At 71.8% G+C, this 24,649-nt stretch carries 25 protein-coding genes; 7 read left to right on the forward strand and 18 right to left on the reverse strand.

Annotated features, from left to right (window positions below; translation table 11 throughout):
- Positions 1–1,140, reverse strand: a 1,140-nt coding sequence (locus tag ABFC67_RS09055) for a formimidoylglutamate deiminase (protein WP_346737677.1), incomplete at its 3' end; no start/stop codon positions are given.
- 168 nt (positions 1,141–1,308) lie between these two features.
- On the opposite strand from ABFC67_RS09055, the gene hutI reads away from it, so the two are divergent.
- Both hutI and ABFC67_RS09065 read left to right on the forward strand, forming a co-directional pair.
- The gene (hutI, locus tag ABFC67_RS09060; protein ID WP_346737678.1) at positions 1,309–2,550 is read left to right on the forward strand and encodes an imidazolonepropionase; all 1,242 of its coding nucleotides are present in this window, start codon (positions 1,309–1,311) and stop codon (positions 2,548–2,550) included.
- Between the two features lie 208 nt (positions 2,551–2,758).
- Positions 2,759–3,319, forward strand: a complete 561-nt coding sequence (locus ABFC67_RS09065) for a spore coat U domain-containing protein (RefSeq protein ID WP_346737679.1) — start codon at positions 2,759–2,761, stop codon at positions 3,317–3,319.
- Positions 3,320–3,423: 104 nt separating this feature from the next.
- Here ABFC67_RS09065 and ABFC67_RS09070 read toward each other — a convergent pair whose 3' ends face one another.
- The 3 genes from ABFC67_RS09070 to ABFC67_RS09080 all read right to left on the reverse strand — a co-directional run bounded on the left by ABFC67_RS09070 (position 3,424) and on the right by ABFC67_RS09080 (position 5,143).
- The gene (locus ABFC67_RS09070) at positions 3,424–3,579 is read right to left on the reverse strand and encodes a 30S ribosomal protein THX (protein ID WP_346737680.1); all 156 of its coding nucleotides are present in this window, start codon (positions 3,577–3,579) and stop codon (positions 3,424–3,426) included.
- A 129-nt stretch (positions 3,580–3,708) separates the two neighbouring features.
- A complete protein-coding gene (locus ABFC67_RS09075; RefSeq protein WP_346737681.1) occupies positions 3,709–4,644 on the reverse strand; it encodes a cation diffusion facilitator family transporter in 936 nt (311 codons plus the stop codon).
- A 58-nt stretch (positions 4,645–4,702) separates the two neighbouring features.
- The gene (locus tag ABFC67_RS09080) at positions 4,703–5,143 is read right to left on the reverse strand and encodes a MerC domain-containing protein (RefSeq protein ID WP_346737682.1); all 441 of its coding nucleotides are present in this window, start codon (positions 5,141–5,143) and stop codon (positions 4,703–4,705) included.
- A 95-nt stretch (positions 5,144–5,238) separates the two neighbouring features.
- Here ABFC67_RS09080 and ABFC67_RS09085 point away from each other — a divergent pair, with 95 nt between their 5' ends.
- Entirely contained in the window at positions 5,239–7,398 is a 2,160-nt protein-coding gene (locus ABFC67_RS09085) for a TonB-dependent receptor (protein WP_346737683.1), read from the forward strand.
- Positions 7,399–7,420: 22 nt separating this feature from the next.
- On the opposite strand, the gene ABFC67_RS09090 is transcribed toward ABFC67_RS09085, so the two are convergent.
- From ABFC67_RS09090 to gltX, 3 genes are all read right to left on the reverse strand, one after another.
- Complete coding sequence (locus ABFC67_RS09090; protein ID WP_346737685.1) at positions 7,421–7,909, reverse strand: transcriptional repressor; 489 nt, start codon at positions 7,907–7,909, stop codon at positions 7,421–7,423.
- Positions 7,910–7,955: 46 nt separating this feature from the next.
- Complete coding sequence (locus ABFC67_RS09095) at positions 7,956–8,237, reverse strand: hypothetical protein (RefSeq protein ID WP_346737686.1); 282 nt, start codon at positions 8,235–8,237, stop codon at positions 7,956–7,958.
- 143 nt (positions 8,238–8,380) lie between these two features.
- Positions 8,381–9,781 (reverse strand): glutamate--tRNA ligase, encoded by a 1,401-nt coding sequence (gene gltX / locus ABFC67_RS09100; RefSeq protein ID WP_346737687.1) that lies wholly within the window; start codon positions 9,779–9,781, stop codon positions 8,381–8,383.
- Positions 9,782–9,899: 118 nt separating this feature from the next.
- On the opposite strand from gltX, the gene ABFC67_RS09105 reads away from it, so the two are divergent.
- Positions 9,900–11,714, forward strand: coding sequence for an ABC transporter ATP-binding protein/permease (locus ABFC67_RS09105; protein WP_346737688.1), 1,815 nt, complete (start codon positions 9,900–9,902; stop codon positions 11,712–11,714).
- Between the two features lie 22 nt (positions 11,715–11,736).
- Here the strand turns inward: ABFC67_RS09105 and ABFC67_RS09110 are convergent, their stop codons facing one another.
- Positions 11,737–12,171, reverse strand: a complete 435-nt coding sequence (locus tag ABFC67_RS09110) for a DUF4399 domain-containing protein (protein ID WP_346737689.1) — start codon at positions 12,169–12,171, stop codon at positions 11,737–11,739.
- A gap of 235 nt (positions 12,172–12,406) precedes the next feature.
- Here ABFC67_RS09110 and ABFC67_RS09115 point away from each other — a divergent pair, with 235 nt between their 5' ends.
- From ABFC67_RS09115 to ABFC67_RS09125, 3 genes are all read left to right on the forward strand, one after another.
- Positions 12,407–13,501, forward strand: a complete 1,095-nt coding sequence (locus ABFC67_RS09115) for a hypothetical protein (RefSeq protein WP_346737690.1) — start codon at positions 12,407–12,409, stop codon at positions 13,499–13,501.
- A 217-nt stretch (positions 13,502–13,718) separates the two neighbouring features.
- Positions 13,719–14,876 (forward strand): glycosyltransferase family 1 protein, encoded by a 1,158-nt coding sequence (locus tag ABFC67_RS09120; RefSeq protein WP_346737691.1) that lies wholly within the window; start codon positions 13,719–13,721, stop codon positions 14,874–14,876.
- Positions 14,845–15,387: a phosphatase PAP2 family protein gene (locus ABFC67_RS09125; protein WP_346737692.1), complete on the forward strand. Its 543-nt coding sequence runs from the start codon at positions 14,845–14,847 to the stop codon at positions 15,385–15,387. Before ABFC67_RS09120 ends, ABFC67_RS09125 begins: the two co-directional genes overlap by 32 nt.
- Positions 15,388–15,488: 101 nt before the next feature.
- On the opposite strand, the gene ABFC67_RS09130 is transcribed toward ABFC67_RS09125, so the two are convergent.
- The 10 genes from ABFC67_RS09130 to ABFC67_RS09175 form a co-directional block, all read right to left on the reverse strand.
- A complete protein-coding gene (locus ABFC67_RS09130; RefSeq protein WP_346737693.1) occupies positions 15,489–15,905 on the reverse strand; it encodes a hemerythrin domain-containing protein in 417 nt (138 codons plus the stop codon).
- A 313-nt stretch (positions 15,906–16,218) separates the two neighbouring features.
- Entirely contained in the window at positions 16,219–17,583 is a 1,365-nt protein-coding gene (locus tag ABFC67_RS09135) for a diguanylate cyclase (protein WP_346737694.1), read from the reverse strand.
- Between the two features lie 129 nt (positions 17,584–17,712).
- Complete coding sequence (locus ABFC67_RS09140; protein ID WP_346737695.1) at positions 17,713–18,795, reverse strand: sterol desaturase family protein; 1,083 nt, start codon at positions 18,793–18,795, stop codon at positions 17,713–17,715.
- Positions 18,796–18,886: 91 nt separating this feature from the next.
- Positions 18,887–19,420 (reverse strand): hypothetical protein, encoded by a 534-nt coding sequence (locus tag ABFC67_RS09145; protein ID WP_346737696.1) that lies wholly within the window; start codon positions 19,418–19,420, stop codon positions 18,887–18,889.
- 96 nt (positions 19,421–19,516) lie between these two features.
- Positions 19,517–20,086, reverse strand: a complete 570-nt coding sequence (locus ABFC67_RS09150) for a type II toxin-antitoxin system HicB family antitoxin (RefSeq protein ID WP_346737697.1) — start codon at positions 20,084–20,086, stop codon at positions 19,517–19,519.
- Positions 20,087–20,088: 2 nt separating this feature from the next.
- Complete coding sequence (locus ABFC67_RS09155; protein WP_346737698.1) at positions 20,089–20,277, reverse strand: type II toxin-antitoxin system HicA family toxin; 189 nt, start codon at positions 20,275–20,277, stop codon at positions 20,089–20,091.
- 118 nt (positions 20,278–20,395) lie between these two features.
- Complete coding sequence (locus tag ABFC67_RS09160; RefSeq protein ID WP_346737700.1) at positions 20,396–20,710, reverse strand: YciI family protein; 315 nt, start codon at positions 20,708–20,710, stop codon at positions 20,396–20,398.
- A 141-nt stretch (positions 20,711–20,851) separates the two neighbouring features.
- Positions 20,852–21,739 (reverse strand): carbon-nitrogen hydrolase family protein, encoded by an 888-nt coding sequence (locus ABFC67_RS09165; protein WP_346737701.1) that lies wholly within the window; start codon positions 21,737–21,739, stop codon positions 20,852–20,854.
- 54 nt (positions 21,740–21,793) lie between these two features.
- Entirely contained in the window at positions 21,794–24,166 is a 2,373-nt protein-coding gene (locus ABFC67_RS09170) for a heavy metal translocating P-type ATPase (protein WP_346737703.1), read from the reverse strand.
- A complete protein-coding gene (locus ABFC67_RS09175) occupies positions 24,163–24,588 on the reverse strand; it encodes a heavy metal-responsive transcriptional regulator (protein ID WP_346737704.1) in 426 nt (141 codons plus the stop codon). Before ABFC67_RS09175 ends, ABFC67_RS09170 begins: the two co-directional genes overlap by 4 nt.
- Between the last annotated feature and the right edge of the window lie 61 nt (positions 24,589–24,649).

The following is a 24,649-nucleotide window of genomic DNA, read 5'->3' on the forward strand; positions in this document are numbered from 1 at the left end:
GGCGAGCGCGCCCAGCGCGACGCCGGACGCGCGCGCGCCGCCGTCCAGCGCGGCCGCCCACAGCGTCTCGCCGACGCTGGCGCCGGGCGTGCGCGCGGCGACGTTGCGGTGGCGGGTCTGCAGGCGCTGGCCGTATTCCAGCCAGCGCAGCTCCTCCACCGGCGACACCGAGATGTGCGAGTCGGAGCCGATGCCCAGCCGCCCGCCGGCGTCGAGGTATTCGCCGAGCCGGAACAGGCCGTCGCCGAGGTTGGCCTCGGTGGTCGGGCACAGGCCGGCGACCGCGCCGCGCGCGGCGACGCCGCGGGTTTCCTGCTCGGTCATGTGGGTGGCGTGCACCAGGCACCAGCGCGCGTCCACCGGCGCGTGGTCGAGCAGCCATTCGACCGGGCGCGCCCGGCGCACCGCCAGGCAGTCCTGCACCTCGCCGAGTTGCTCGGCGATATGGATGTGGATCGGGCACTGGCGCGCGACTTCCGCCGCCAGCACCTCGCGCAGCGCGGCCTCGGGCACCGCGCGCAGCGAATGCAGCGCGATGCCGACGCGCAGCATCGGTCCCTCGTGCTTGCGCAGGCGCTCGACCAGCGCGAGGAACGCATCGACCGCGTGGCCGAAGCGGCGCTGCCGTTCCGACAGCGGCCGGCCGTCGAAGCCGCCGGTCATGTACAGCGTCGGCAGCAGGGTCAGGCCGATGCCGGCCTCGCGCGCCGCCTCCACCAGCGCCAGCGACATCGCCTCGGCCGGCGCGTAGGGCGTGCCGTCCGGGCGATGGTGCAAATAGTGGAATTCGCAGACCTGCGTGTAGCCGGCCTTGAGCATCTCCACGTAGAGCTGCGCGGCGATCGCGCGCAGCTCGTCCGGGCCGACGCGGCCGGCGAAGGCGTACATGGTCTCGCGCCAGCTCCAGAAGCTGTCGTCGTCGCGGCCGCGGCGCTCGGCGAGCCCGGCCATCGCGCGCTGGAACGCGTGCGAGTGCAGGTTGGGCATGCCAGGCAGCACGAAGCGGCCGAGCGCGGCGCCGTCGCCGGGCGCGCCGTCGATGCGGGCGAAGCGGCCGTCGGCGCCGATCCCGATGCGCGTGCCGCCGGACCAGCCTGCCGGCAGCCAGGCGTGTTCGGCGCGATGGACGGTGTCGGACATGCGGTGCTCCCGAAGCGATCGGTGCAGGCTAGCGATGCGCGCCGCGCATTGCCAGCGCGCAGTCGCGCGGCGTTCGGCGGCGTTCAGCGACGGCGGCAGCATGGCGCCGGCGTCTGCAATAATCCGGCGACGCGCGCCCCGCCGCCCTCCGACACCGGAATCGTCGCGATGAACCGTCCCTGGGACCATCTGCTGCTCGACGCCAACCTCGCCACGCTGACCGACACCGGCGCGCCGTACGGCGCGATCGAGCGCGCGGCGATCGCGTGGAAGGACGGCGCGCTCGCCTTCGTCGGCCGCATGGATGCGCTGCCCGGCAAACCCGACGAACTGGCGGCGCAGGTCGAATCGGCGAACGGCGCGTGGATCACGCCCGGCCTGATCGACTGCCACACGCACCTGGTGTTCGGCGGCCAGCGCGCCGGCGAGTTCGAGATGCGCCTGGAAGGCGCCAGCTACGAGCAGATCGCCCGCGCCGGCGGCGGCATCGTCTCCAGCGTGCGCGCCACCCGCGCCGCCGGCGAGGACGCGCTGCTGGCGCAGGCGCTGCCGCGCGCGCGCGCCCTCGTCGCCGACGGCGTGACCACGCTGGAGATCAAGTCCGGCTACGGCCTGGAGCCGGAGACCGAGCGGCGCATGCTGCGCGTGGCGCGGCGCCTCGGCGCCGAACTCGGCATCGGCGTGCGCACCAGCTTCCTCGGCCTGCACGCGCTGCCGCCGGAATTCGCCGACGATCGCGCGGCCTACGTGGCGCTGGTCTGCGACACCATGCTGCCGGCACTGGCCGAGGAAGAACTGGCCGACGCGGTCGATGCGTTCTGCGAGGGCATCGGCTTCACGCCGGAGGAAACCCGCCGCGTGTTCGCGCGCGCCCGCGCGCTGGGCCTGCCGGTCAAGCTGCACGCCGACCAGCTCTCCGACCTCGGCGGCGCCGCGCTGGCTGCGGAGTTCGCTGCGCTGTCCGCCGACCATCTCGAATGGACCAGCGAGGCGTCGGTGCGCGCGATGGCGCGCGCCGGCACCGTCGCCGTGCTGCTGCCCGGCGCGTACTACGCGCTGCGCGAGACGCGCCTGCCGCCGGTCGCCGCGCTGCGCGCGCACGGCGTGCCGATCGCGGTGGCGACCGACCTCAACCCCGGCACCTCGCCGCTGCTGTCGCTGCGCCTCGCCATGAGCATGGCCTGCACGCTGTTCCGGCTGACGCCCGAGGAAGCGCTGCGCGGCGCCACCGCGCACGCCGCGCGCGCGCTCGGCCTCGCCGATCGCGGCACGCTGGCGGTCGGCCGGCGCGCCGACCTGGTGGTCTGGGACATCGGCCAGCCCGCCGAGCTGTGCTACTGGATCGGCGGCGGGCTGGCGCGGCGCGTGATCGTCGCCGGCGCCGACCTTCACGCCGAGCCGTCGCGCTGAGCGCAGGCGGCGGGCTCGCGGCAACCCGGCGCGCCGCCCATATGTGAACTGTTCCACATTTTACTTATGGCGAGTGGACGTCCATCCGTCCGCGACCGGCGCCGGATTGTGATCTGGCGCACACGCAATGAAACGCCGTGTAACGCAGCACCCCGCAAGAGCCACAATTTTGCGCACTCGAGCAGGTTGATCGTAACGATCTGCAACGGTGCGCCACGTTGCCGGCCCACTCACAACCTGGGCGCAGCGCAAGCGTGACGATAGCCCCGCGACACACAGGGATATCGACATGCGCAACGTCATCATCGCCGCCATGCTGCTGCTCTTCGCGAACGCCGCGTTCGCCACGAACCAGAACACGGGCGAACTTGCCGTCTCGGTAAACGTGGTCGAATCCTGCCGCATCCAGTCCACCGGCAACGAACTTTCCTTCGGCAACGTTTCCCAGGAAGCCGGCACGGCGCAGGCCGAGACCGCCGTCACCGTGCGCTGCTCGCGCGACCGCGCCTACGCGGTCGGCTTCGACTATGGCCGCCATGCGCAAGGCTCGCAGCGGCAGATGGACAACGGCAGCGCGCAGATCGCCTATCAACTGTATGCGGACAGCGCGCGCACCCACCCGATCGGCCCGCTGAACTCCGGCGCGGAACTGCGCGGCGTGGGCAACGGCAAGGACGAGCAGCTGCCGGTTTACGGCGCGCTCAAGCTGGGCAAGCTGCAACCCTCCGGCCGCTACACGGACGTGGTGTACATGACCGTAGCCTGGTGACCCCGTTCACGCGTTCGGCTCTCCGTCCCTCTCTCCTCCACGCCGTCGCGTAAACAAAAAAGCCCCCGCATGCGGGGGCTTTTTTCTTGGTTCGGCCGGCCCGCTCAGGCGGGCTTCTTCCTCACCGCCGGCTTCTTGACCGCCGGCTTGGCGGCCACGGTCCTGGTCGCCACGACGGTCTTCACCTTGTGCGGGCGGGTGTTGCCGTAGCTGCCGGCGTAGATCTTGCCGCGGGTCGTCTTGCGGTCGCCCTTGCCCATGGGAACTCCTTAAGTCTCGGGTATTTGCGATGGCCGGTCAGGATAGCAGCGCGACTGCCGGCCGCCTAGCCCGGGCGCCGGCGCGGACACTTGCCGCCTGTGCGCCGGTGCCGGCGCCGGGATCCGCGTTCAGCGCAGGTCGTGCCCGCGGCAGGCGTGCTCGCTGTCCGGGCACGCCTGCGCCTCGATCTGCACGGTCGCGTGGGCGATGCCGTAGCGGTCGCGCAGCACGCGCTTGATCGCCAGCAGGGCGGCGTGGGTATCGGCGCCCTCGCAGACGCGCGCGTGCAGTGTCGCCACGCGCGAGCCGGAGGCGATCTGCCAGACGTGCAGGTGGTGGATGTCGGCGACGTCGGGATCGGCGGCGTGCAGCGCCGCGGCCAGCGCCTGCGGCTCGACGCCTTCGGGCACGCCTTCCAGCAGGATGTGCGCGGAGCGGCGCAGCAGGCTCCAGGCGCTGCGCAGGATCAACAGCGAAACCAGCAGCGACAGCAGCGGGTCCGCCCACAGCCAGCCGGCGTAGCGCACCAGCAGCGCGGCGACGATCGCCGCGACCGAGCCGAGCAGGTCGCCGAGCACGTGCAGGCTGGCGCCGGCGGCGTTGACGTCGTCGGCGTCGTGGCCGTGCAGGCTGCGCAGCACCAGCGCGTTGACGCCGAGGCCGAGCAGCGCGATCGACAGCATCACGCCGGACAGGATCGGCTGCGGCTGGCGCAGGCGCACCGCCGCCTCGTAGGCGATCCACGCCACCAGCACGAGCTGGGTCAGCGCGTTGACGAAGCCGGCCAGTACCTCCAGGCGTGCGTAGCCGAAGCTGCGCCGCGCGTCGGCGGGTCGCCGCGCGAAGTGCGCGCCGAGGAACGCCAGCAGCAGCGCCAGCGCGTCGACCAGCATGTGGCCGGCATCGGCCAACAGCGCCAGCGAGCCCGACCACCAGCCGCCCACCGCCTCGGCGGCCAGCATCAGCGCGGTCAGCACGAACGCGATCAGCAGCGTGCGCGCGCCGCGCGGCGCGTGCGCATGATCGTGCCCATGCTCGTGGGCGTGAGAAGGATGGCCGTTCATCTGCGGTCGATGCTAGGCAACCGCGGTACCGTTACACAATTGCAGCGGTACGCGGCGTTCAGGTCGGCACGCAGCCGCACTGCGCATCGTGCACGTGCAGGCGCATCAGCCGCAGGTTGGCGACGTGGGCGAGCGCGACAAGGAAGCCGCCGGTGGCGATCAGCGTCGCGTGCCACGCGGGTGCGCGGCCGAGATCCACGGCGAGGCCGGCCAGCAGCAGCGCGATGCCCGGCAGCAGCAGCACGAACGCGCGCCCGCTGCGGTGGCGGCGGTAGCCGTTCCAAATGGTCAGCGCCGCCAGCGTGCAGGCGAAGACGACGAAGCCGCGCTCGAAACCATGATCGGCGAGAAAGCCGAGACCGAGCGCCGGCAGCAGCGCCAGCACGAACGGCAGCGCCGCGCAGTGCACGGCGCAGAGCAGCGACGCGGTCGCGCCGACGCGATCGGCGTGGCGCCACCAGGGCAGTTCGGGGCGAGAGTCTTCCGGCAAGTTGTTCATGACCCAGGCGATGGTAGTGACTTCCGGCAGGGTGCGTTCCGTATATGTTACATTATAACATTACAAACACCAACCCTGTCCTACCGGAGTCCCGCATGCGTCCCACCCTGCTCGCGCTGGCCCTGACCGCCGCGCTCGCTTCCGCCGCCCACGCCCAGCAAGCCGATCCCGCCGCACCGAGCGGCGAGAGCAGCGCCGCCGCGACGCCCGACCAGGGCACCGCCTCCTCCGGCAAGACCACGCAGCTGGAAGCGGTGCAGGTGAGCGGCGTACTGGACCTGGCACGCAACGGCCTGTCGCCCAGCACCGGCAGCAGCGAGTACGTGTTCGACCGCAAGTCGATCCAGCAGCTGCCGCTGGGCGACGCCACGCCGCTGAACGAACTGCTGCTGCAGGCGCCCGGCGTGGTGCAGGACTCGTTCGGCCAACTGCACGTGCGCGGCGACCACGGCAACCTGCAGTACCGCATCAACGGCATCATCATCCCGGAGAGCATCAGCGGCTTCGGGCAGACGCTGGACACGCGCACCATCGACTCGGTGAGGCTGCTCACCGGCGCGCTGCCCGCGCAGTACGGCTACCGCACCGCCGGCGTCGTCGACATCACCACCAAATCGGGCGCGCAGCAGGGCAACGGCGGCAGCGTCGGCCTGTTGGGCGGCTCGTTCGGCACGCTCAACCCGAGCGCGCAGTGGTACGGCAGCGATGGCCGCCTGGCCTGGTATTTCACCGCCAACTACCTGCAGAGCGACATCGGCATCGAGAATCCGACGCCCTCGCGCAACGCCATCCACGACCGCACGCACCAGACCAAGGCGTTCGGTTACCTGTCGTACCTGCTGAACGACACGACGCGCCTCGGCTTCATGTTCGGCATCACCGACAACCGTTTCGAGATCCCAAACAATCCCGACCAGCAGCCGACCTTCGTCTACGGCAACATCAACGACTTCGACTCGGCGACCTTGAACGAACGCCAGCGCGAGAAGACCCGCTTCGGCATCGCCTCGCTGCAGGGCAAGCTGGGCGCGACCGACTACCAGGTCGCGCTCGGCCAGCGCTACTCCAGCGTGGATTTCACGCCGGACGTGATCGGCGACCTGATGTTCAACGGCGTCGCCTCCGACGTCGGCCGCGGCAACCGTGCCAACACGCTGCAGGCCGACCTGTCCTCGCCGCTCGGCGAGAACCACACGCTGCGCTACGGCATCTACGCCAGCCAGGAGCGTGCGCTGTCGAGCAACGACGCGCTGGTGTTCCCGGCCGATGCCGACGGCAACCAGACCAGCACCACGCCGATCGGCATCGTCGACGACAGCCGCAAGATCGGCCACCAGTACGGCGCCTACGTGCAGGACGAGTGGCAGCTCACCGACAAGCTGACCGCCAATTTCGGCGTGCGCGCCGACAAGGTCAGCGCGTTCATCAAGGAAGGCCAGGTGAGCCCGCGCTTCGGCCTCGTGTACCAGGCGACCGACAGCACCACGCTGCACGCCGGCTTCGCCCGCTATTTCACGCCGCCGCCGACCGAGCTGATCGCGCCGGCCGACATCGCGCTGTTCCAGGGCACCACCAACCAGCTGCCCGGCGACGTCAACACCGACGTCAAGTCCGAGCGCTCCAGCTACTACGACGTCGGCGTGCAGCAGCAGGTCGGCGCGCACCTGACGCTCGGCCTCGACGCCTACTACCGCGAAGTGAAGAACCTGCAGGACGAAGGCCAGTTCGGCGCCGCGCTGGTGTTCTCGCCGTTCAACTACGCGCGCGGCAAGGTGCGCGGCGCGGAGTTCACCGCCAGCTACGCCAACGGCCCCTGGACCGCCTACTTCAACCTGACCAGCAGCCGCGCCATGGGCAAGCAGATCGAGTCCGGCGAGTACAACTTCGACGCGGACGAACTGGCCTACATCGCGAACCACTGGGTGCACCTCGACCACGACCAGAAGCTCGCCTCGTCCGGCGGCTTCACCTACGCGATCGACGAGGCCACGCGCATCGGCGCCGACTACATCTACGGCAGCGGCCTGCGCAAGGACTTCGCCAACACCGCCTCGCTGCCGTCGTACTTCCAGCTCGACCTCAGCGTGACGCACGGCTTCGACCTGCCGCAGATCGGCAGGCTGGACGCGCGCCTGTCGCTGATCAACGCCTTCGACCGCGTCTACCAGTTGCGCGACGGCAGCGGCATCGGCGTCGGCGCGCCGCAGTTCGGCCCGCGCCGCGGCGTGTACCTCGGCCTGCAGAAGGACTTCTGATCGCCGTTGCGATTGGCGCCGGCTATGCGCTGCGGCACTGCCGGCAGACGCCGTGCACTTCCAGCGTCTGCGCCTTGGCGCGGAAGCCCAGCGCCTTGGCCTGCGCCTCGATCAGGTCGGCGACCTCGCCCTCGTCGCACAGCTCGACCGCGCTGGAGCACACGTCGCAGATCAGGAACGGTACCTGGTGCGCTTCCGCCGGGTGGTGGCAGGAGACGAACGCGTTGATCGACTCGAGCTTGTGGATGAAGCCCTGTTCGAGCAGGAAGTCGAGCGCGCGGTAGACGGTCGGCGGCGCGGCGGAACCGTGGCGGTCGCGCAGCCGGTCGAGCAGATCGTAGGCCTTGATCGGCTTGTTCGCGGCGGCGACCAGTTCCAGCACCTCGCGGCGCAGCGGGGTCAGGCGCAGCGCGCGGCTCTCGCAGGCCGCCTCGACCTCGCGCACGAAATCGGCGGCATCCGGCTCGTGCGCGTGGCGGTGATGCGAATGGTGGCGCGCAGCAGGATTCATGCGGTCGACCTCGTCGCGATCATAACACCGCGCCGGGCGGCGCCTTTCAGCCGGGGCGGCCGCGCGGGGGCGTCGCCGCGGGCGTGCGCTTCGGCAGCGCCAGCGGCACGATCCAGCCGAACGGGCCGAGCAGCAGCGCCCACGCCACGCCGTGCCAGAAACGCCCGCGCCGCCAGCCGATCAGCGCGCCGACCGCGACGCACGCCACGGTGAACCACAACAGCGGCCACCACGGCAGCAGCGCCATCAGGTTGCGCAAGATCTGCCACGCCGCATCCGGCGCATCGAGGTCCACGCCGTTCAGCGCGCTGGCCAGCAGGTCGCTCATGGCAAACCCTCGCTCCGATCTCGTCCCCCGCCGCATGCGGAGAGGGGGCGGCGCGCAGCGCGCCGCGCCGATGGGTGGTCGATGCGGTTCGGCCCTGCCTCACCGCATCCTGCTCGATAGTGGGCGCGGCATCGCGCGCGGGCTCAGCCCGCCGCGCGCGCGATCGCGTCGTCGATGCGCCTGAGCGCGTTGCTCTGCCCGGCGAGGTAGACCGTGTGCTCGATCGACGGCGACACCTGGGTGCCGGTGATCGCCACGCGCAGCGGCTGCGCGATCTTGCCCATGCCGACGCCGAGCTCGGCCGCGACCGCCTCGATCGCCTTGTGCACGCACTCGGGCGTCCACGACGGCAGCGCCGCGAAGCGCGCGCGCGCGGCGGCCAGCACGGCGGCGGCGCCGTCGGCCCTGAGGTGCTTCTGCACGGCCTTCTCGTCCCAGTGCTCGATCGGCGCGTACCAGATGCGCGCGCGCTCGGCCATCTCCTTCAGCGTCTGCACGCGGTCGCGCAGCGCGACGATCACGTCGGCCGGATCCGGGCCGGCGGCCGGGTCGATGCCGGCCGCGCGCAGGTGCCAGTCGAAGTGCGGGACGATCTCCAGCGGATCGTCGTTCTTCAGGTACTGCTGGTTCAGCCAGCCGAGTTTCTCGGTATCGAAGCGCGAGGCGGACTTGTTGACGTCGGCGATGTCGAACAGGTCGATCATCTGCTGGACCGAGAAGATCTCCTGGTCGCCGTGCGACCAGCCGAGCCGCACCAGGTAGTTCAGCAGCGCGTGCGGCAGGTAGCCGGCGTCGCGGTACTCCATCACGCCGACCGCGTTGGTGCGCTTGGACAACTTCTTGCCGTCCTTGTCGAGGATCATCGGCAGGTGCGCGAACGCCGGCACCGGCGCGCCCAGCGCGTGGTAGATGTTGATCTGCCGCGGCGTGTTGTTGACGTGGTCGTCGCCGCGGATCACGTCGGTGATCTTCATGTCGATGTCGTCGACCACCACCGCGAAGTTGTAGGTGGGGAAGCCGTCGGAGCGGAAGATCACCAGGTCGTCCAGTTCCTCGTTCGACCACTCGACGCGGCCCTTCACCTTGTCGTCGAACACCACCGTGCCGCCGTCCGGGTTGCGGAAGCGGATCACCGGCGTGACGCCGGGCACCGGCTCGCCGTGCGTGCGGCAGTGGCCGTCGTAGCGCGGCTTCAGGCCCTTCGCCATCGCCTCCTCGCGCAGCGCGTCGAGGCGCTCGCGCGAGCAGTAGCAGCGGTAGGCCTTGCCGGCGCGGACCATGTCCTCGGCGACCTGGCGGTAGCGGTCCATGCGCAGGGTCTGGTAGTACGGGCCCTCGTCGTGCTGCAGGCCCAGCCACTGCATGCCGTCGAGGATCGCCCTGACCGCGGCCTCGGTGGAGCGCTCGCGGTCGGTGTCCTCGATGCGCAGGATGAACTGGCCGCCGCGATGGCGGGCTTCCAGCCAGCAGTACAGCGCGGTGCGCGCGCCGCCGATGTGCAGATAGCCGGTGGGACTGGGGGCGAAGCGGGTGCGTACGGTCATCGCGGGGCCGGCGGATCGATGCGGAAAAGGCGCATAGTCTAATCAAACTCCGCGCGCGGGACGCTGGAAGCCGCCCGCCGGCGCCCCCATGTCCTCGCGGCACCCCGACAGGCCGCCCATGAACGCCGCATCCGACACCCTGCCCGCCGACGGCCAGCGCCGCGCGCTGCGCATGCTGCTGCCGTACCTGCGCGCCTATCCCGGCCGCATCGCGCTGGCGCTGTCGCTGCTGATCGTCGCCAAGGTCGCCAACCTCGGCGTGCCGCTGGTGCTGAAGGGGATCGTCGATCACCTCGACGCGCGCACCGCGCTGCTCGCGGTGCCGGGGCTGCTGCTGGCGGCGTACGGCGTGCTGCGCCTGTCGGCGACGCTGTTCGCGCAACTGCGCGAGCTGGTGTTCGAGCGCGTCTCGCAGCACGCCATGCGCGCGTCCGGCATCGCCGCGTTCCGCCACCTGCACGCGCTCAGCCTGCGCTTCCACCTCGACCGCCACACCGGCGGCGTCGCCCGCGACATCGAGCGCGGCACGCGCGGCATCTACAACCTGCTCGGCTACGCGATCTTCAACGTGATCCCGACCCTGGTCGAGATCGCGCTGGTTGCCGCGCTGCTGCTGCAACGCTTCGACTGGCGCTTCGCCGCGATCACGCTGGCGACGATGGGGCTGTACATCTTCCTCACCGTGCGCATCACCGAGTGGCGCACGCGCATGGTGCGCGAGATGCACCAGGTCGAATCCACCGCCAACGCGCGCGCGGTCGACAGCCTGCTCAACTACGAGACGGTCAAGTACTTCGGCAACGAGGACTTCGAGGCCAGGCGCTACGACGCGGACCTGCGCCGCTACGAGGAAGCCGCGGTGCGCACGGAAAGCTCGCTCGGCCTGCTGAACGGCACGCAGAGCCTGATCATCGCCGTCGGCCTGACCGCGCTGATGGCGATGGCCGCGCAGGGCGTGGTCGCCGGCCGCCTCACGCTCGGCGACCTGGTGCTGGTCAACGCGCTGCTGATCCAGCTCTCGGTGCCGCTGAACTTCCTCGGCATGACCTACCGCGAGATCAAGCGCGGCCTGACCGACATGGAGCACATGTTCCACCTGCTCGACGCCCATGCCGAGGTGTGCGACGCGCCGGGCGCCAAGCCGCTGGCGCTGCGCGGCGGCGAAGTGCGCTTCGAGCGCGTGTCGTTCCGCTACGACCCCGAGCGCGCGATCCTGCACGACGTCGACTTCGTCATCCCGCCCGGCCGCACGGTCGCCGTGGTCGGCGCCACCGGCGCCGGCAAGTCGACGCTGTCGCGCCTGCTGTTCCGCTTCTACGACGTCAGCGGCGGCCGCATCCTGATCGACGGCCAGGACATCCGCGCGGTCGCGCAGGACTCGCTGCGCGCGGCGATCGGCATCGTCCCGCAGGACACCGTACTGTTCAACGACACCATCTACTACAACATCGCCTACGGCCGCCCGGACGCGAGCCGCGAGGAAGTGGAGGCGGCCGCGCGCGCCGCGCACATCCACGACTTCATCGTCGGCCTGCCGCTGGGCTACGAGAGCACCGTCGGCGAGCGCGGCCTGAAGCTGTCCGGCGGCGAGAAGCAGCGCGTGGCGATCGCGCGCACGCTGCTGAAGCGGCCGGCGATCCTGCTGTTCGACGAGGCGACCTCGGCGCTCGACACGCGCACCGAGAAGGTGATCCAGGCGGAGCTGGCCGAGATCGCGCGCGGGCGCACCACGCTGATCATCGCGCACCGGCTGTCGACGATCGTCGACGCCGACGAGATCCTGGTGCTCGACCACGGCCGCATCGTCGAACGCGGCACGCACGCCGCGCTGCTGGCGCAGGGCGGCCGCTACGCCGCGCTGTGGGCGCTGCAGCAGCGCGACCCCCAGGCGGCCGCCGCCTCGCCGACGCCCGCGCGCGCGACGCTCGGCTGAGCGCGCCGGGCGCCGCGGTCGCTCACTTCACGTGGACGGTGATCCGCTGCGACACGATCGGCGGATCGAACTGCAGATGGTTGGCGCCGCCGAGGTCAAGCTGCAGCGTGTGCGTGCCGGGCGCGAGGTGCAGCACGGTTTCGGTCTGGCCGTTGCCGAAGTGGATGTGCCGGTCGTCCTTCGGAATCGGCCGGTCGGCCGGCGGCAGTTCCTTCACGTCCACCAGCAGGTGGTGGTGGCCGGTGCCGGCCTTGTCGGTGCCGGCCGGCGCCACGCCCATGCCGGACAGGCCGAAGCGCACGGTCACGTCGCGGCCGACCGTGGCGCCGTCCTTCGGGCTGATGAAGTAAAGCTTTACGCCGTCCGGCGCCTTGCTGCGCGGCAGCGGGCTTGCGCCCTGCGCCAGCGCGCCAGCGGCGCAGAGGACGAGGGCCAGTGCGGTCAGGCTGCGGTTCATCGCGAATCCTCCGTGGCGGGAAGCCCGCATGATACGCCGCGGAGCGGCCGGGGCCGGCGGCGGCTTGCGCGGATCCCGCACGCGCATCGAAGCCGCGCCGCCGATGCGCCGGGGCGCATGCCGCCATGGCACCCCGCCCGGGCGCGCGCAGCGCGGACGCCCTCGCGACAGGGACTCGTCGCGACTTTCCCTTACAATGCCGGACGCATTCGAGCGTGACAGGGGAAACCGCGGCATGCATGTTCTCAAGATCGCACTCTCGGGCGTGGCCGAAGACGACGCCGCGCAGTTCCAGGCGGCGCTCGCCGGCCTGGACCCGCAGTTGTCGCAGCTCTGGCTGTGGGCCGACGAGTCCGGCGCCGACCTGATCGTGGTCGACACCGACAGCGTCTGGGGCCATATGGCCTGGCTGCGCGCCACCGGCACCGGCAAGCGCACCGCGCTCTACACGGAGGCCGTGCACACCCAGGATTCCGACCTGGTCCTGGCCAAACCGCTGGACCCGCAGGCGTTCGCCGCGGTGCTGGCGCAGGTCGCCGGCGAGCGCGGCATGCCGGTTGGCGACGGCGTGCGCGCCGCGCACCGGGCCGCCGCCGAGGCTGCGCGCGCGGCGAGCGAACCGGCCGCGCCGTCGGAAGCGCCCGCCGCGAACGTGGAAGATGCGGCGCCCGCGCCGGTGACCGAACCGCACGCAGCCGCCCCCGCGCCGGCCGCCCCGGCACAACCCGTCCTCGCCGAACCGGCGCCGCCGGCGGCTGAACCGGCCGCGGCCGAGACGGAGACGCCGCCGCCGTCCAGCATCGGCGGGATGCTGCGGGCGCGGCGCCTGGACGGCCCGAGCCGCGCGGCCGCCGGCGCCACGACGCTGATATTCGACCCCGAGCGCGATGCCTATTACGGCGAGGCCATGCTGAAGCCGCTGAAGGCCCTGTTCGACCTGCCGCCCGACGCGCTGACGCCGGTCGACGCCGACGCGCTGGCGCGCGCGCGCCAGGGCCAGGCCCATCCGCTGGCGCGGCTGCGCTGGTTCGCCGCGCTCAGCGCCACGCCCGGCGCGCTGGCCGCGGGGCTCGATCCGCAGGCCAGCTACAAGCTGACGCGCTGGCCGCAGATCGAGCGCGAGTTCCCGCGCCACTTCCGCATCGCCACCGCGATGATGAAGCAGGCCGGCACGCTCGCCGCGATCGCCGAAGCCTCCGGCGCGCCGGTCGAGGACGTCGCCGATTTCGTCAACGCGCACCACGCGCTCGGCTACGTTGCCGTCGAGGGCGCAGCCGCCGACGGCGGCGACGGCCAGCGCGGCCTGCTGGCGCGCATGCGCCTGCGCTGACCGCGCGCCGCGCCTTTCCACCGCGCGCGTCGCCGCGAACGCCGAACGCCGCGGCCGTCGCACCGGATTCCGCGCGGCGACGGCGCGACGGATCGCGGGGGCGGCGGGCGGGGCCCGCCCGACGCGTCGAAGGACAGCGTCATCGTCGCGTCATGCGGCGATCACCTCGCCGCAACGCGCGCACCGCAAGCTGGCGGCAGTCGACCCGGAGTCGCGCATGCGCGTCAGCATCGTCACCGAGACCTACCCGCCCGAGATCAACGGCGTGGCGTTGACCGTGCACGGCCTCGCGCACGGCCTCGCCGCGCGCGGCCACGCGGTGCAGGTAGTGCGCCCGCGCCAGCCCGCGGACGCGTCCGACCCCGGCGTCGCCACGCTCCGCGTGCGCGGCGTGGCGCTGCCGCGCTACGCCGGCCTGCGCTTCGGCCTGCCCGCCGGCGGCCGGCTCCGGCACGCGTGGCGCGCCGCGCGCCCGGACGCGATCTACGTCGCCACCGAGGGCCCGCTCGGCGGGTCCGCGCTGCGCGCAGCGAGCCGCCTCGGCATTCCCGCCTGCACCGGCTTCCACACCCGCTTCGACGACTACGCCGCGCACTACGGCGCGGGCCTGCTCACCCCGCTGGTGCGGGCGCACCTGCGCCGTTTCCACAGGCGCGCCGCGGCCACGTTGGTGCCGACGCGCGCGCTGGCCGACGAGCTTGCCGCGCTCGGCATCGGCAACGCGCGCCTGCTGCACCGCGCGGTCGACACCGCGCTGTTCCATCCGCAGCGCCGCGACGCCGCGCTGCGCGCCGGCTGGGGCGCCCGCGACGGCAGCCTGGTCGTGCTGTACGTCGGCCGCATCGCGCCGGAGAAGAACCTCGACCTCGCCGTGCGCGCGTTCCGCACCCTGCAGGCGCGCGTCCCGGACGCGCGCTACGTGTGGGTGGGCGACGGTCCCGCGCGCGCCGCGCTGGCGGCGGCCCACCCCGACTTCATCTTCGCCGGCACGCGGCACGGCGAGGACCTGGCGCGGCACTACGCCAGCGCCGACCTGTTCCTGTTTCCCAGCCTCACCGAGACTTTCGGCAACGTGACGCTGGAAGCGATGGCGAGCGGCCTCGCCGTCGTCGCCTACGACCGCGGCGCCGCGCGCGAGCACCTCGCCGACGGCATCAGCGGCATGCGCGTGCCGGCCGGCGACGCCCGCGGCTTCGTCGCCGCGGCCTTCGCGCTCGGCTTCGACGCGGCGCTGCGCGAGGCGCTGCGCCGGAACGCGCGCAGCGCCGTCGCCGCGCTGACGCCCGCGGCGGCGATCGCCGAATTCGAGTCGCTGCTCGCGCAGCTCGTGCGGGAACGGGACCATGGCCACGTCGCTTTCGCTGCCCGGGTTTGACCGGCGCCTGTGCGTCGCCGCCAACCGCTGGGGCGCGCGTCGCGCGGTCGCTGCCTTCTTCGGCGCGATCAGCCGACTCGGCGACGGGGCGTTCTGGTATGCGCTGATGCTGGTCTTCGCCGCGCTCGGCGGCGGGCGCGGCGTGCAGGCCGCGCTGCACATGCTGGCCACCGGCACGGTGGCGCTGGCGCTGTACCGCGGCCTGAAGCGCTGGACGCGCCGCCCGCGCCCGTTCCGCGCCTGCGATGGCGTGGTCGCGCACGCGCCGCCGCTGGACGAGTTCAGTTTTCCCTCCGGCCACACCCTGCACGCGGTCAGCTTCAGCCTCGTCGCGCTGGCCTACTTCCCCGCCCTCGCCGTCCTGCTGCTGCCGTTCACCGCGCTGATCGCCGCTTCGCGCGTGGTGCTGGGGCTGCACTACCCAAGCGACGTGCTGGCCGCGGCCGGCATCGGCGTCGCGCTCGGCAGCCTGTCGTTGTGGATCGTGCCCGGGGTAGCGCTGCCGGCCTGACCATGCGCGGGGCGGAAGCCGCTGCGCAGGCTTTGCGCCGCCCCCTCGCCCTGGCCGCGGGAACGGCGAAGGGCGCGGCGCCGCTCGCGAACCGCGTCCGCTCAGACGCGGTCGGCCACCGGATACAGCTCCCGGTTTTCGCGCTGCATCCGGTTCCAGAGGATGTCGAGGATGCCGTTCGATTCGGCCATGAACTTGCGCGGATCAGCCTTGATCGCGTTCGGCGTTGGCCAGCGCTTGCCCCAATCGGCGATCTGCGCGGCGATGCCGCCCATCTCCGTGGCAAAGCGCTTCGACAGCGTCGCCACCGCGGCATCCGCCGAGCGCTGCAGCTCGGGATACAGGTGGCGGTCCTCGGCGGCCAGGTGCAGCGTCAGCTTGCCCAGCAGCTTGGACAGCAGCGACCTCGACGCCGCGCCGTCCGCGGCGAGCTTCGACTCGACCAGGGTCGCCCGCAGCTCCGAGGCGAGGCGCAGGATTTCCACGTGCTGCTCACGAAATTTGTCTGTACGTGCCATATCGATGTACTCGGTGGTTGATTCGCGCAAAAAAATTACCGGCGCTCCATGCCGGCACAGCGTCCCGTATCGTCTGAGTCGGCAGTCGCAGGCCCGACTTGAGTCCCGCACCGCGCGGCCTTCGCATGGCGCGAGTCGGCGCCGGATCGAGGCGTGTCGGGCGGGGCGACCGTTTGGCCGCGCCCGTCCCTCCCGCGGCGGCTAGAGCCTGGCGGCCGCGGCGCGCAGTACGCGCGGGCGCTCCTGCGCGTCCCAGTCGGCCTGGGCAGTCTGTCGCTGTGACTCGCGCGGGGGCGACGCTGCTCGCCTGAACTCAACCCGCGGTGTAAATCCGCACGCAGTTGCGCCCGGCGCGCTTGGCGGCGTACAGCGCCTGGTCGGCGCGCCGCACCAGCCGGTCCAGCGTGTCGTCACCGGGCAGGATTTCGGCCACTCCACTGCTGATCGTCACGCGCAGCTCGCGACCATCGATGCGCTGCACCGCTGCGGCGACGCCATGGCGCATGGCCTCGGCCACGGAACAGGCGCCGTCCGCGGCCGTGTTCGGCAGCATCACGATGAATTCCTCGCCGCCGTAGCGGGCAATGATGTCGGCTTCGCGCGTGTAGCCGCGCGCGATTCCCGCGACTTGTCGCAGCACCGCGTCGCCGGCCTGGTGACCGTAGGCGTCGTTGCAGTGCTTGAACTCGTCGATGTCGAACAGCAGCACCGAGAGCGGCGTGCGGTAGCGCTGCGACACGGCAAACATCTGCTCGGCCAGTTCGAAGAAGTAGCGCCGGTTGTCGAGACCGGTCAGTTCGTCCGTACGCGCCTTGGTCTGCTCGCGTGCCAGCACCTGCTGCAGCTCGCGGTTCATCGCGTCGATGGCGGCGTTGGCCTGGCGCAGCTTCTCCTCCGCCGCCTTGCGCGCGGTGATGTCCTGGTTGACGATGATCGCGCCGGTGATGGCGCCGGCCGCGTCGCGCAGCGGCAGTCCGGAATTGAGGATGATCTTGCTGCTGCCGTCGAAGCACTCGATGCGGACCTCCTCGTCGATCGAGGTCTCGCCCTTGCGGATTGCGCGCGCAGCCGCCCACTCGTCCGCGGCGATGCGCCGTCCGGTGCCCAGCCACCAGCCCTTGTATTCGCCGTAGCGCTCGGGGCCGACATACAGCGCGCCGCCCCAGATGCGCTGGCCGGCGGAGTTGCCGTGGATGATCTGCCCCTGCGCATCCATGATCCACACGCCGACCGGCAGCGCTTCCAGCACCTTGCGCCGCAGCGCCTCGGCCTCCTGCAGCTGCTGCTCGACCAGCTTGCGCGCGGTGATGTCCTCGTGCACGACGGCGAGATAGGGAGCCCCCTCGTGCATCAAGCGGGTGACGTGGGCGACGAACCAGCGCGGACCGTCGGGCGACGGCAGCGGGTACTCGATGGTGTGGCCATCGCGCGCTTCGTGCAGGATGCCGCGCAAGCCGTCCAGCATGGCCTGCGCGTAGCCGTCGTCGCCGCGCCTCGCTGCGGCTTCGCAGACCTCGAGGTAGTTGGCGCCGACGTAGAACGTATCGGCGTCGCCGCCGTGGGCGCACGCGAAGCGCTTCCACGGTTCGTTGACCGCGACGATGGTGCCGCGCAGGTCGAGCACGGCGATCTCCACGCTCAACGCGTCGATCACGTCGCTGGCGAGCGCCTGCTTCATGGCTGCCTCCCGAAACGAGCGCCATCGTGCATGGCGGACCGCCGGCGTTCGCGGCGGCCGCCGCGACCGATCATCGGCCCCGGTTTGCAGGGGCGTCAACCGCGACGGGACCGCAACGGCCGGACGCCGCTATTCGGCCAGCGCGGCGCCAGCGTCGAACGGCGCGGTCCGCGACGCCAGCGCGCGCAGATCGACATGCTCGATGCGGATCGGCTCGTAGCGCTCGCTGAAGGCGACCTCGCCCGGCCGCCAACCATCCAGCCTGCGCACCGCGCCCCAGAAGCGCTTCAGGCCCTCGATCTGCAGCGCGACCAGGCCGAGTTCGTTGTCGCGGTCGACCATCGGGTCGGCCACGCCGGTCGGCCGCGGCGGCTCGCCGTACAGCGCGGTGCCGAACAGCACGTCCCAGAGCGCGAACACCTGGCCGTAGTTGCAGACATGCAGGCGCGGCCGCGCCGGATCGACGCGCATGTGGTGCAGGCGGTGGAACTTCGGGTCGACGGAGATCTTCTCCAGCACCGGGCCGAAGCCGATGCGCACGTTGGCGTGCGAGAAGTTCTGCACCAGCTCGCCGAGCAGCATCAGCCAGGCGAACGCGTCGGCGGACACGCCGAACGCCACGCCCACCGCCGCCAGCACGAACGATTGCAGCGCGCCGTCCAGGTAGTTGCTGCGATCGTTGGCCCAGCAGCTCAGCTGGCGCTGGCTGTGGTGCATGCTGTGCATCGCCCACCACCACGGGATCCAGTGCTGCACGCGGTGCATCCAGTAGTAGGTGCAGTCGTAGGCGAGGTAGTAGCCGATGAACAGCGCCCAGCGGTGTCGGCCCAGCCAGGGAAACAGATGCTGCAGGTCGAAGCCGCCGGCACCGCCGCCGCCCGCGCTGGCGCCGCCGGCCAGCCAGTTGGCGAACGGCGTCAGGATCAGGAACGAGAACAGCGGGAACACGCCGACCAGCATCAGCCACGTGTAGTGGAAGTCGATGCGCGCGTAGCGGCGGTCCTCCCAGCGCTCGACCGGTAGCCAGCGCTCCAGCGGGCGGAACAGGAAGCCGATGATGCACAGCTGCAGCGTCGCGATCATCAGCGACGCGGCGATGTCGGCCGGATCGTCGGTCAGTCCGGTCAGGTGCAGCACGGCCAGCACCGGCGCGATCGCGTGCTGGCCGATCCAGGCGGCGGCATGGGACCAGTGGAGGGACAGGTCGGGCATGGCTTCGCGAGCACGTCGCAGCGTCCCGGGGCCAGGCGCGCACGGCGATCATGCGAACGCCAGCTTGCGGGGGTCCTTCCGCGGCGGCGCCTCACTTGGCGGCGTTCGTCACCACCGGCTGGCCGTTCTGCACCGCGAAGGTGAACGCATAGTCCAGGCTGAACGGCAGGGTCTCGACGCGCTGCACCTTGGCGCCGTGGTCGCTGTCGACCCAGGTGACGATGCGCAGCGGCGTGTAGGTCCAGGCCATCACGGTTCGGCGGATCGCGGTGGCGAATGCGTCGGCATGCGGCGGCGCGGATGCGCCGGGCGCGACGAGCATGCGCACGTCGGCGACGCGGCCGTCGGCGCCGACGATCACCTTGGCCGCGAACGCCTGTGGCGGCAGACGCAGCGGCAGCAGTTCCGCCGGATAGGGTGGCGCGGGATGGTCGACCGGTTCGGGTTTGCTGAAACTCTGCTGTGGCTCGAGCACGTAGCGGCTCTGCGCGGGGTCGACCAGCGCGCGGTAGGACACGTCGCCGCGGTTGGGCGGATCGACGCGCACGTCCGCGTGCCGGCAGCCGCCCAGCACGGCGGCGCCCGCCAGCAGCCATGCCGCGGCGCGTGCGGATGTCCAAGTCAACGACCCCGTCATCCCTGCCCCTCACGCCTTGAACCGCTCGACGTGCCGCTCCGGAACACGCTCGTCCAAGCGCTGGCGATCGCGACGTCCGTGATCCTAACTAGTTCTGCGACGTGCTCGCTTGCGTTGCTTCAAGGCGCGCGTCGACGGCGCACGGCGGGCTTTCTTTGGCGCGCGCGAAGATACCGAAGAAGCCGCCTTCACCTTCACGGCCTTCCCCACTTTCGAGGTTGCTTTGGCCCTGCGGACGACCGTGCGTCGCCCTGCAGGCGCGCCCGCCGACTGCATCGCCATCACCGCGGCGCGGGCGAGGAAACCGGAACGCGACTCTCCTTGGAGCGCCGCGAAGGCATCGATCTTTCGCAGCAGACGACCCGGCAGCGTGATGTCCACCCGCCGCGCCCGCGTGTCGAGGCGCGAGACGTCGATGTCGACCAGCATCCACACCCCATCCGAGTACTCCGGCGAATGCACCAGGTCATCGAGAGGGGTCGGCTGCGGAATCTCCACATCCTCGCCTTCGCAGTAGACCTCGACGGCCTCCTGCACCTTGGACGGCAGATCGTCCCACGAATCCGCGGCCGAAAAGCAACCCGCGAAATCGGGCACGATGACGCCATGCGCATGACTGGCATCGCCGGGATGAACGTAGACCGGATACAACATGATTACCTCCACTCCCAACCTGCCCGCCGAAAGATCGCGCGCAGCGTGCCTATCGGCAGATCCTTGCGGGGATGAGGCACGACCACGTGACGGGACTTGTCGGGATGTTTGAACTTGCGGTGGTCGCCCTTTCCGCCTGCAGCGACCCAGCCCTCCCTTTCCAATCGCCTGACAACTTCCTTGCCGTCCATGCTGTGTATTCTACACATTCATCCATGTTGCCATAGCAAGCGTGGAACGGGCCTCGGCCCACAGTAAGCGTGGCCGAATGGAAAATGGCGGCCTAAGGCCTACCCTATGCCGCTGGCGTCAGGCTTGTGCGAACGGCCGATGCATGGCGCCGCGCGGCATCGGCTGCACTTCGTAGGCGAAGCCGCGGTCGGCGAGGGTGACGGGGTCGTTGGCGGTGAAACGCTGCAACTCGGCGTCGTCCTCCACTTCGAGGATGCCGATGCCGTAGCTGCCGCGCGGGTCGGCCACCGGTCCGAAGGCGACCACGCAGCCGCGCTCCATCCAGCCGCGCCAGTACTGCGCGTGCTGCTGCATCAGCAGCATCTCGTCCGGCGTGATGTCCGCAGGAAAGCTCGGCCGCGGCGGCAGCAGCTTGCAGAAGAACGTCTTCATGCCCGCTCCCGTGACTACGATGCGGCGCGGTCGCCGCGCGCGGCATCGTGCGGCGTCGGCGGCGGATGCCGGCAGTGCCGGAAGGCACGAATCCGGCGCACGACGCCGGCCGCCGCAGGCCGCGGGCGGAAAGCAGCGTTCCTAGAGGCGCGTCACCGCCGCGCGCAGCACGCCGGGACGCTCCTGCGCGTCCCAGTCGGCCGCGCCGGCGACCTGGCCGCGGGCGCGCGCGGCGTCGAGCGCGTCGAAATCGACCGGCGCGATCAGCCAGGCCGCGCCCGGCTCGGCTTGGGCGACGATGCCGTCGTCGGGCAGGCCGCGCTCGGCGGGCGCGTAGATCGCGGCACGGCCGACGCTGGCGCCGAGCACGGGGCTCCACGGCGCGGCGCCGGCGGTCACCGCCTTCGCCACGTAGACCTGGTTCTCCAGCGCGCGCGCCATGCAGCCGACGCGCACGCGCGTCGCGCCGGCGGCGGTGTCGGTACTGCTCGGCACCAGCAGCAGGCGCATGCCGGCCTCGGCCTGCGCACGCGCGTAGTGCGGGAATTCGCTGTCGTAGCAGACCGCGATGCCGATGCGGCCGAAGCGCGTGTCGAACACGCGCAGCGCGTCGCCGGGCTCGATCATGCCGGTCTGCTTCTCGAAGCCGGTCAACGTCAGCTTGTCCTGCCACGCCGCCGCGCCGTCCGGCCCGAACAGGTAGGCGCGGTTGCGGTAGCGGTCGGCATCGGTGCGTTTGAAGAACGTGCCGGCGAGCAAGTGGATGCGATGGCGCGCGGCCAGGCCGGAGAACAGCGCCCGCCACGCATCGTGCAGGCCGTCGAGCGCGGCCAGCGATGCGGCGAGATCGCCGCGCACCCCGGGGCCGAACGCGTGGGCCGGCTCCAGCGCGAGGTACTCCGGCAGCACGACGATCTGCGCGCCCTGCGCCGCGACGGCACCGACCTCGCGCTCGACGCGCGCGGCGAAGTGCCCGAACGACGCCGGCGCGCCGATCGGCCATTGCGCGAGCGCGAGTTCAAGTTTCATGCACCGACCTCCGGCACCGCAGGATGCGCTGGGCGCAGCGCCGCACGCCCGCTTTCACGGCGCCGCGCGGCGCAGGCGCAACGCGTTCGACACCACCGACACCGACGACAGGCTCATCGCCGCCGCGGCGATCATCGGCGACAGCAGCAGGCCGAACGGCGGATACAGCACGCCCGCCGCCAGCGGCACGCCGACCGCGTTGTAGACGAAGGCGAAGAACAGGTTCTGGCGGATGTTGCGCACGGTGGCTCGCGACAGCGCGCGGGCGCGCAGGATCGCGGTCAGCTCGCCCTTCACCAGCGTCACCTGCGCGCTCTCCATGGCGACGTCGGTGCCGCTGCCCATGGCGATGCCGACGTCGGCGGCGGCCAGCGCCGGCGCGTCGTTGACGCCGTCGCCGGCCATCGCCACGCGGTGGCCCTCGCGTTTCAGCGTCTCGACCACCGCCACCTTGTCGGCCGGCGAGACGTCGGCGCGTACCGCGTCGATGCCGAGTTCGCGCGCCACCGCCTGCGCGGTGGTGGCGTTGTCGCCGGTCAGCATGACGATGCGCAGGCCGGCCTCGTGCAGGCGGCGGATCGCCTCCGGCGTGCTCGGCTTGATGCGGTCGGCGACGGCGAGCAGCGCGGCGGGCGCACCGTCGACGGTGAGGAACATCACCGTCGCGCCCTCGCCGCGCAGCGCCTCGGCGCGCTCGCGCGCGGCGGCGTCGAAGCCGATGTGCAGCTCGTCCATCAGCCGCGCGTTGCCCAGCGCGACCGCGCGGCCGTCGACGCGGCCGCGCACGCCGCGGCCGGGCAGCGCGACGAAGTCCCCGGCCTTGGGAATGGCGACGCCGCGCTCGGCGGCACCGGCGACGATCGCGCGCGCCAGCGGATGCTCGCTGGGCTGTTCCAGCGCGGCGGCCAGCGCCAGCGCGCGCGCTTCCTCGAAGCCGGCGAGCGCATGCACCGCGCGCAAGGCCGGCCGGCCTTCGGTGAGCGTGCCGGTCTTGTCCACCACCAGCGTATCGACCTCGCGCAGCGCCTCGATCGCGGCGGCGTCGCGGAACAGCACGCCGGCCTGCGCACCGCGGCCGCTGGCGACCATGATCGAGATCGGCGTGGCGAGACCGAGCGCGCACGGACAGGCGATGATCAGCACCGACACCGCGGCGATCAGCGCGTGCGCCAGCTTCGGATCGGGCCCGAGCGCCGCCCAGGCGACGAAGGCCAGCGCCGCCACCGCCACCACCGCCGGCACGAACCAGGCGGCGACGCGGTCGGCGACGCGCTGCAGCGGCGCCTTCGAGCGCTGCGCCTGCGCCACCAGCGCGACGATCTGCGCCAGCAACGTCTCGCCGCCGACCTTCTCCGCGCGCATGCTCAGCGCGCCGTCCTGGTTGACGGTGCCGCCGGCCAGCTTGTCGCCGGCCGCCTTGTCCACCGGCATCGGTTCGCCGGTCAGCATCGATTCGTCGACGTGGCTTGAGCCTTCCAGCACCACGCCGTCGGTCGGCACCTTCTCGCCGGGGCGCACCCGCAGCACGTCGCCGACGCGCACCTCGGCCAGCGGCACGTCGCGCTCGCTGCCGTCCGCGTCGATGCGGCGCGCGGTCTTCGGCGCCAGCCCCAGCAATGCCTTCAACGCCGCGCCGGTGCGGCGGCGAGCGCGTAGCTCGAGGAAATCGCCCAGCAGCACCAGGGTGACGATCACCGCGGCCGCCTCGAAGTACACCGCGACCGCGCCGTGGGCGTCGCGGAACGCCGGCGGAAACACGCCCGGCGCGGCGAACGCGACCGCGCTGTACAGCCAGGCCACGCCGGTGCCGAGCGCGATCAGCGTGTACATGTTGGGCGACCACGGCTTCAGCGACCTCCAGCCTCGCGCGAAGAACGTCGCGCCGCCCCACAGCACGACCACGCTCGCCAGCGCCGCCTCGGTCCACGCGGCGAGGCGGTCCCACGGCGCCGGCAGGTGCAGGCCGAACAGGTGCGGCCCCATCGCCACGGCCAATACCGGCAGGGTCAGCACCGCGCAGATCCACAGGCGCCGCGCCAGCGTGCGCAGGTCGCTGTCGTCTTCCTCCGCGGTCGGCAGCATCGGCTCCAGCGCCATGCCGCACTTCGGGCAATGGCCGGGGCCGATCTGCTGCACCTCGGGATGCATCGGACAGGTGTAGAGCGTGCCGGCCGGCACCGGCGCCGCGGGTTCGTCCGCATCGGCGCCGAGGTAGCGCGCAGGGTCGGCGACGAACTTCTCGCGGCAGCGCGCCGCGCAGAAGTAATAGGCCCGCCCGGCGTGCTCGGCGCGGTGCTTCGCCGTGTGCGGATCGACGCGCATGCCGCAGACGGGGTCGCTGACGCGATGCTCGCCCACCGCCGCCGAACCGTCGTGACCATGGGCGTGTCCGTGACCGGCGTGTGCGTGCGGCTCGTGTGCGTTCATGCGTGTTCCTCCTCGCCCAGCGCGCGCAGGATCGGGCAGCGCTCCAGCGCGCCGTGGCCGGGGCAGGCGCCGATCAGCAGCTTCAGCCCGCGGTGCACGCGCTGCAATTCGCGGATGCGCCGCTCGACCTCGCCGAGGCGCGCCTCGGCGCGTTGCTTGACGCCGCGCACGCCGCGCTCGCGGTCGGCCGACAGCGCCAGCAACTCGCGGATCCCGTCCAGGCTGAAGCCGAGCTCCTTGGCGCGGCGGATGAAGCGCAGGCGCTCGACCGCGGCCGCGTCGTAGTCGCGGTAGCCGGAGGCGCGCCGGCGCGGCGCCGGCAGCAGCCCCTCGCGCTCGTAGTAGCGGATGGTGTCGATGGCGACGCCGGCGCGTTGGGCGACGGCGCCGATGGTCAGGTGCGGGGCGTTGGGCGTGTTCATGGGCGGCAGCTTAAACCCTCGAGTATGGTCCAGAGTCAAGCCCGCGCGGCGCGGCGCAGGC

It is taken from the genome of Mizugakiibacter sp., from assembly GCF_039680435.1.
In the GTDB taxonomy this organism is placed as follows: Bacteria; Pseudomonadota; Gammaproteobacteria; order Xanthomonadales; family Rhodanobacteraceae; genus Mizugakiibacter.

What these genes read in the sequence shown, in the direction of transcription:
- ABFC67_RS09075 (WP_346737681.1), bottom strand. Translation starts at nt 4,644, where the DNA reads ATGAACGGCCATCCTTCTCACGCCCACGAGCATGGGCACGATCATGCG.
- hutI (WP_346737678.1), top strand. Translation starts at nt 1,309, where the DNA reads ATGAACCGTCCCTGGGACCATCTGCTGCTCGACGCCAACCTCGCCACG.
- ABFC67_RS09110 (WP_346737689.1), bottom strand. Translation starts at nt 12,171, where the DNA reads ATGAACCGCAGCCTGACCGCACTGGCCCTCGTCCTCTGCGCCGCTGGC.
- ABFC67_RS09125 (WP_346737692.1), top strand. Translation starts at nt 14,845, where the DNA reads ATGGCCACGTCGCTTTCGCTGCCCGGGTTTGACCGGCGCCTGTGCGTC.
- ABFC67_RS09085 (WP_346737683.1), top strand. Translation starts at nt 5,239, where the DNA reads ATGCGTCCCACCCTGCTCGCGCTGGCCCTGACCGCCGCGCTCGCTTCC.
- ABFC67_RS09170 (WP_346737703.1), bottom strand. Translation starts at nt 24,166, where the DNA reads ATGAACGCACACGAGCCGCACGCACACGCCGGTCACGGACACGCCCAT.
- ABFC67_RS09150 (WP_346737697.1), bottom strand. Translation starts at nt 20,086, where the DNA reads ATGTTGTATCCGGTCTACGTTCATCCCGGCGATGCCAGTCATGCGCAT.
- ABFC67_RS09135 (WP_346737694.1), bottom strand. Translation starts at nt 17,583, where the DNA reads ATGAAGCAGGCGCTCGCCAGCGACGTGATCGACGCGTTGAGCGTGGAG.
- ABFC67_RS09115 (WP_346737690.1), top strand. Translation starts at nt 12,407, where the DNA reads ATGCATGTTCTCAAGATCGCACTCTCGGGCGTGGCCGAAGACGACGCC.
- ABFC67_RS09095 (WP_346737686.1), bottom strand. Translation starts at nt 8,237, where the DNA reads ATGAGCGACCTGCTGGCCAGCGCGCTGAACGGCGTGGACCTCGATGCG.
- ABFC67_RS09120 (WP_346737691.1), top strand. Translation starts at nt 13,719, where the DNA reads ATGCGCGTCAGCATCGTCACCGAGACCTACCCGCCCGAGATCAACGGC.
- ABFC67_RS09130 (WP_346737693.1), bottom strand. Translation starts at nt 15,905, where the DNA reads ATGGCACGTACAGACAAATTTCGTGAGCAGCACGTGGAAATCCTGCGC.
- ABFC67_RS09070 (WP_346737680.1), bottom strand. Translation starts at nt 3,579, where the DNA reads ATGGGCAAGGGCGACCGCAAGACGACCCGCGGCAAGATCTACGCCGGC.
- ABFC67_RS09165 (WP_346737701.1), bottom strand. Translation starts at nt 21,739, where the DNA reads ATGAAACTTGAACTCGCGCTCGCGCAATGGCCGATCGGCGCGCCGGCG.
- ABFC67_RS09090 (WP_346737685.1), bottom strand. Translation starts at nt 7,909, where the DNA reads ATGAATCCTGCTGCGCGCCACCATTCGCATCACCGCCACGCGCACGAG.
- ABFC67_RS09140 (WP_346737695.1), bottom strand. Translation starts at nt 18,795, where the DNA reads ATGCCCGACCTGTCCCTCCACTGGTCCCATGCCGCCGCCTGGATCGGC.
- ABFC67_RS09080 (WP_346737682.1), bottom strand. Translation starts at nt 5,143, where the DNA reads ATGAACAACTTGCCGGAAGACTCTCGCCCCGAACTGCCCTGGTGGCGC.
- ABFC67_RS09105 (WP_346737688.1), top strand. Translation starts at nt 9,900, where the DNA reads ATGAACGCCGCATCCGACACCCTGCCCGCCGACGGCCAGCGCCGCGCG.
- gltX (WP_346737687.1), bottom strand. Translation starts at nt 9,781, where the DNA reads ATGACCGTACGCACCCGCTTCGCCCCCAGTCCCACCGGCTATCTGCAC.
- ABFC67_RS09155 (WP_346737698.1), bottom strand. Translation starts at nt 20,277, where the DNA reads ATGGACGGCAAGGAAGTTGTCAGGCGATTGGAAAGGGAGGGCTGGGTC.
- ABFC67_RS09175 (WP_346737704.1), bottom strand. Translation starts at nt 24,588, where the DNA reads ATGAACACGCCCAACGCCCCGCACCTGACCATCGGCGCCGTCGCCCAA.
- ABFC67_RS09160 (WP_346737700.1), bottom strand. Translation starts at nt 20,710, where the DNA reads ATGAAGACGTTCTTCTGCAAGCTGCTGCCGCCGCGGCCGAGCTTTCCT.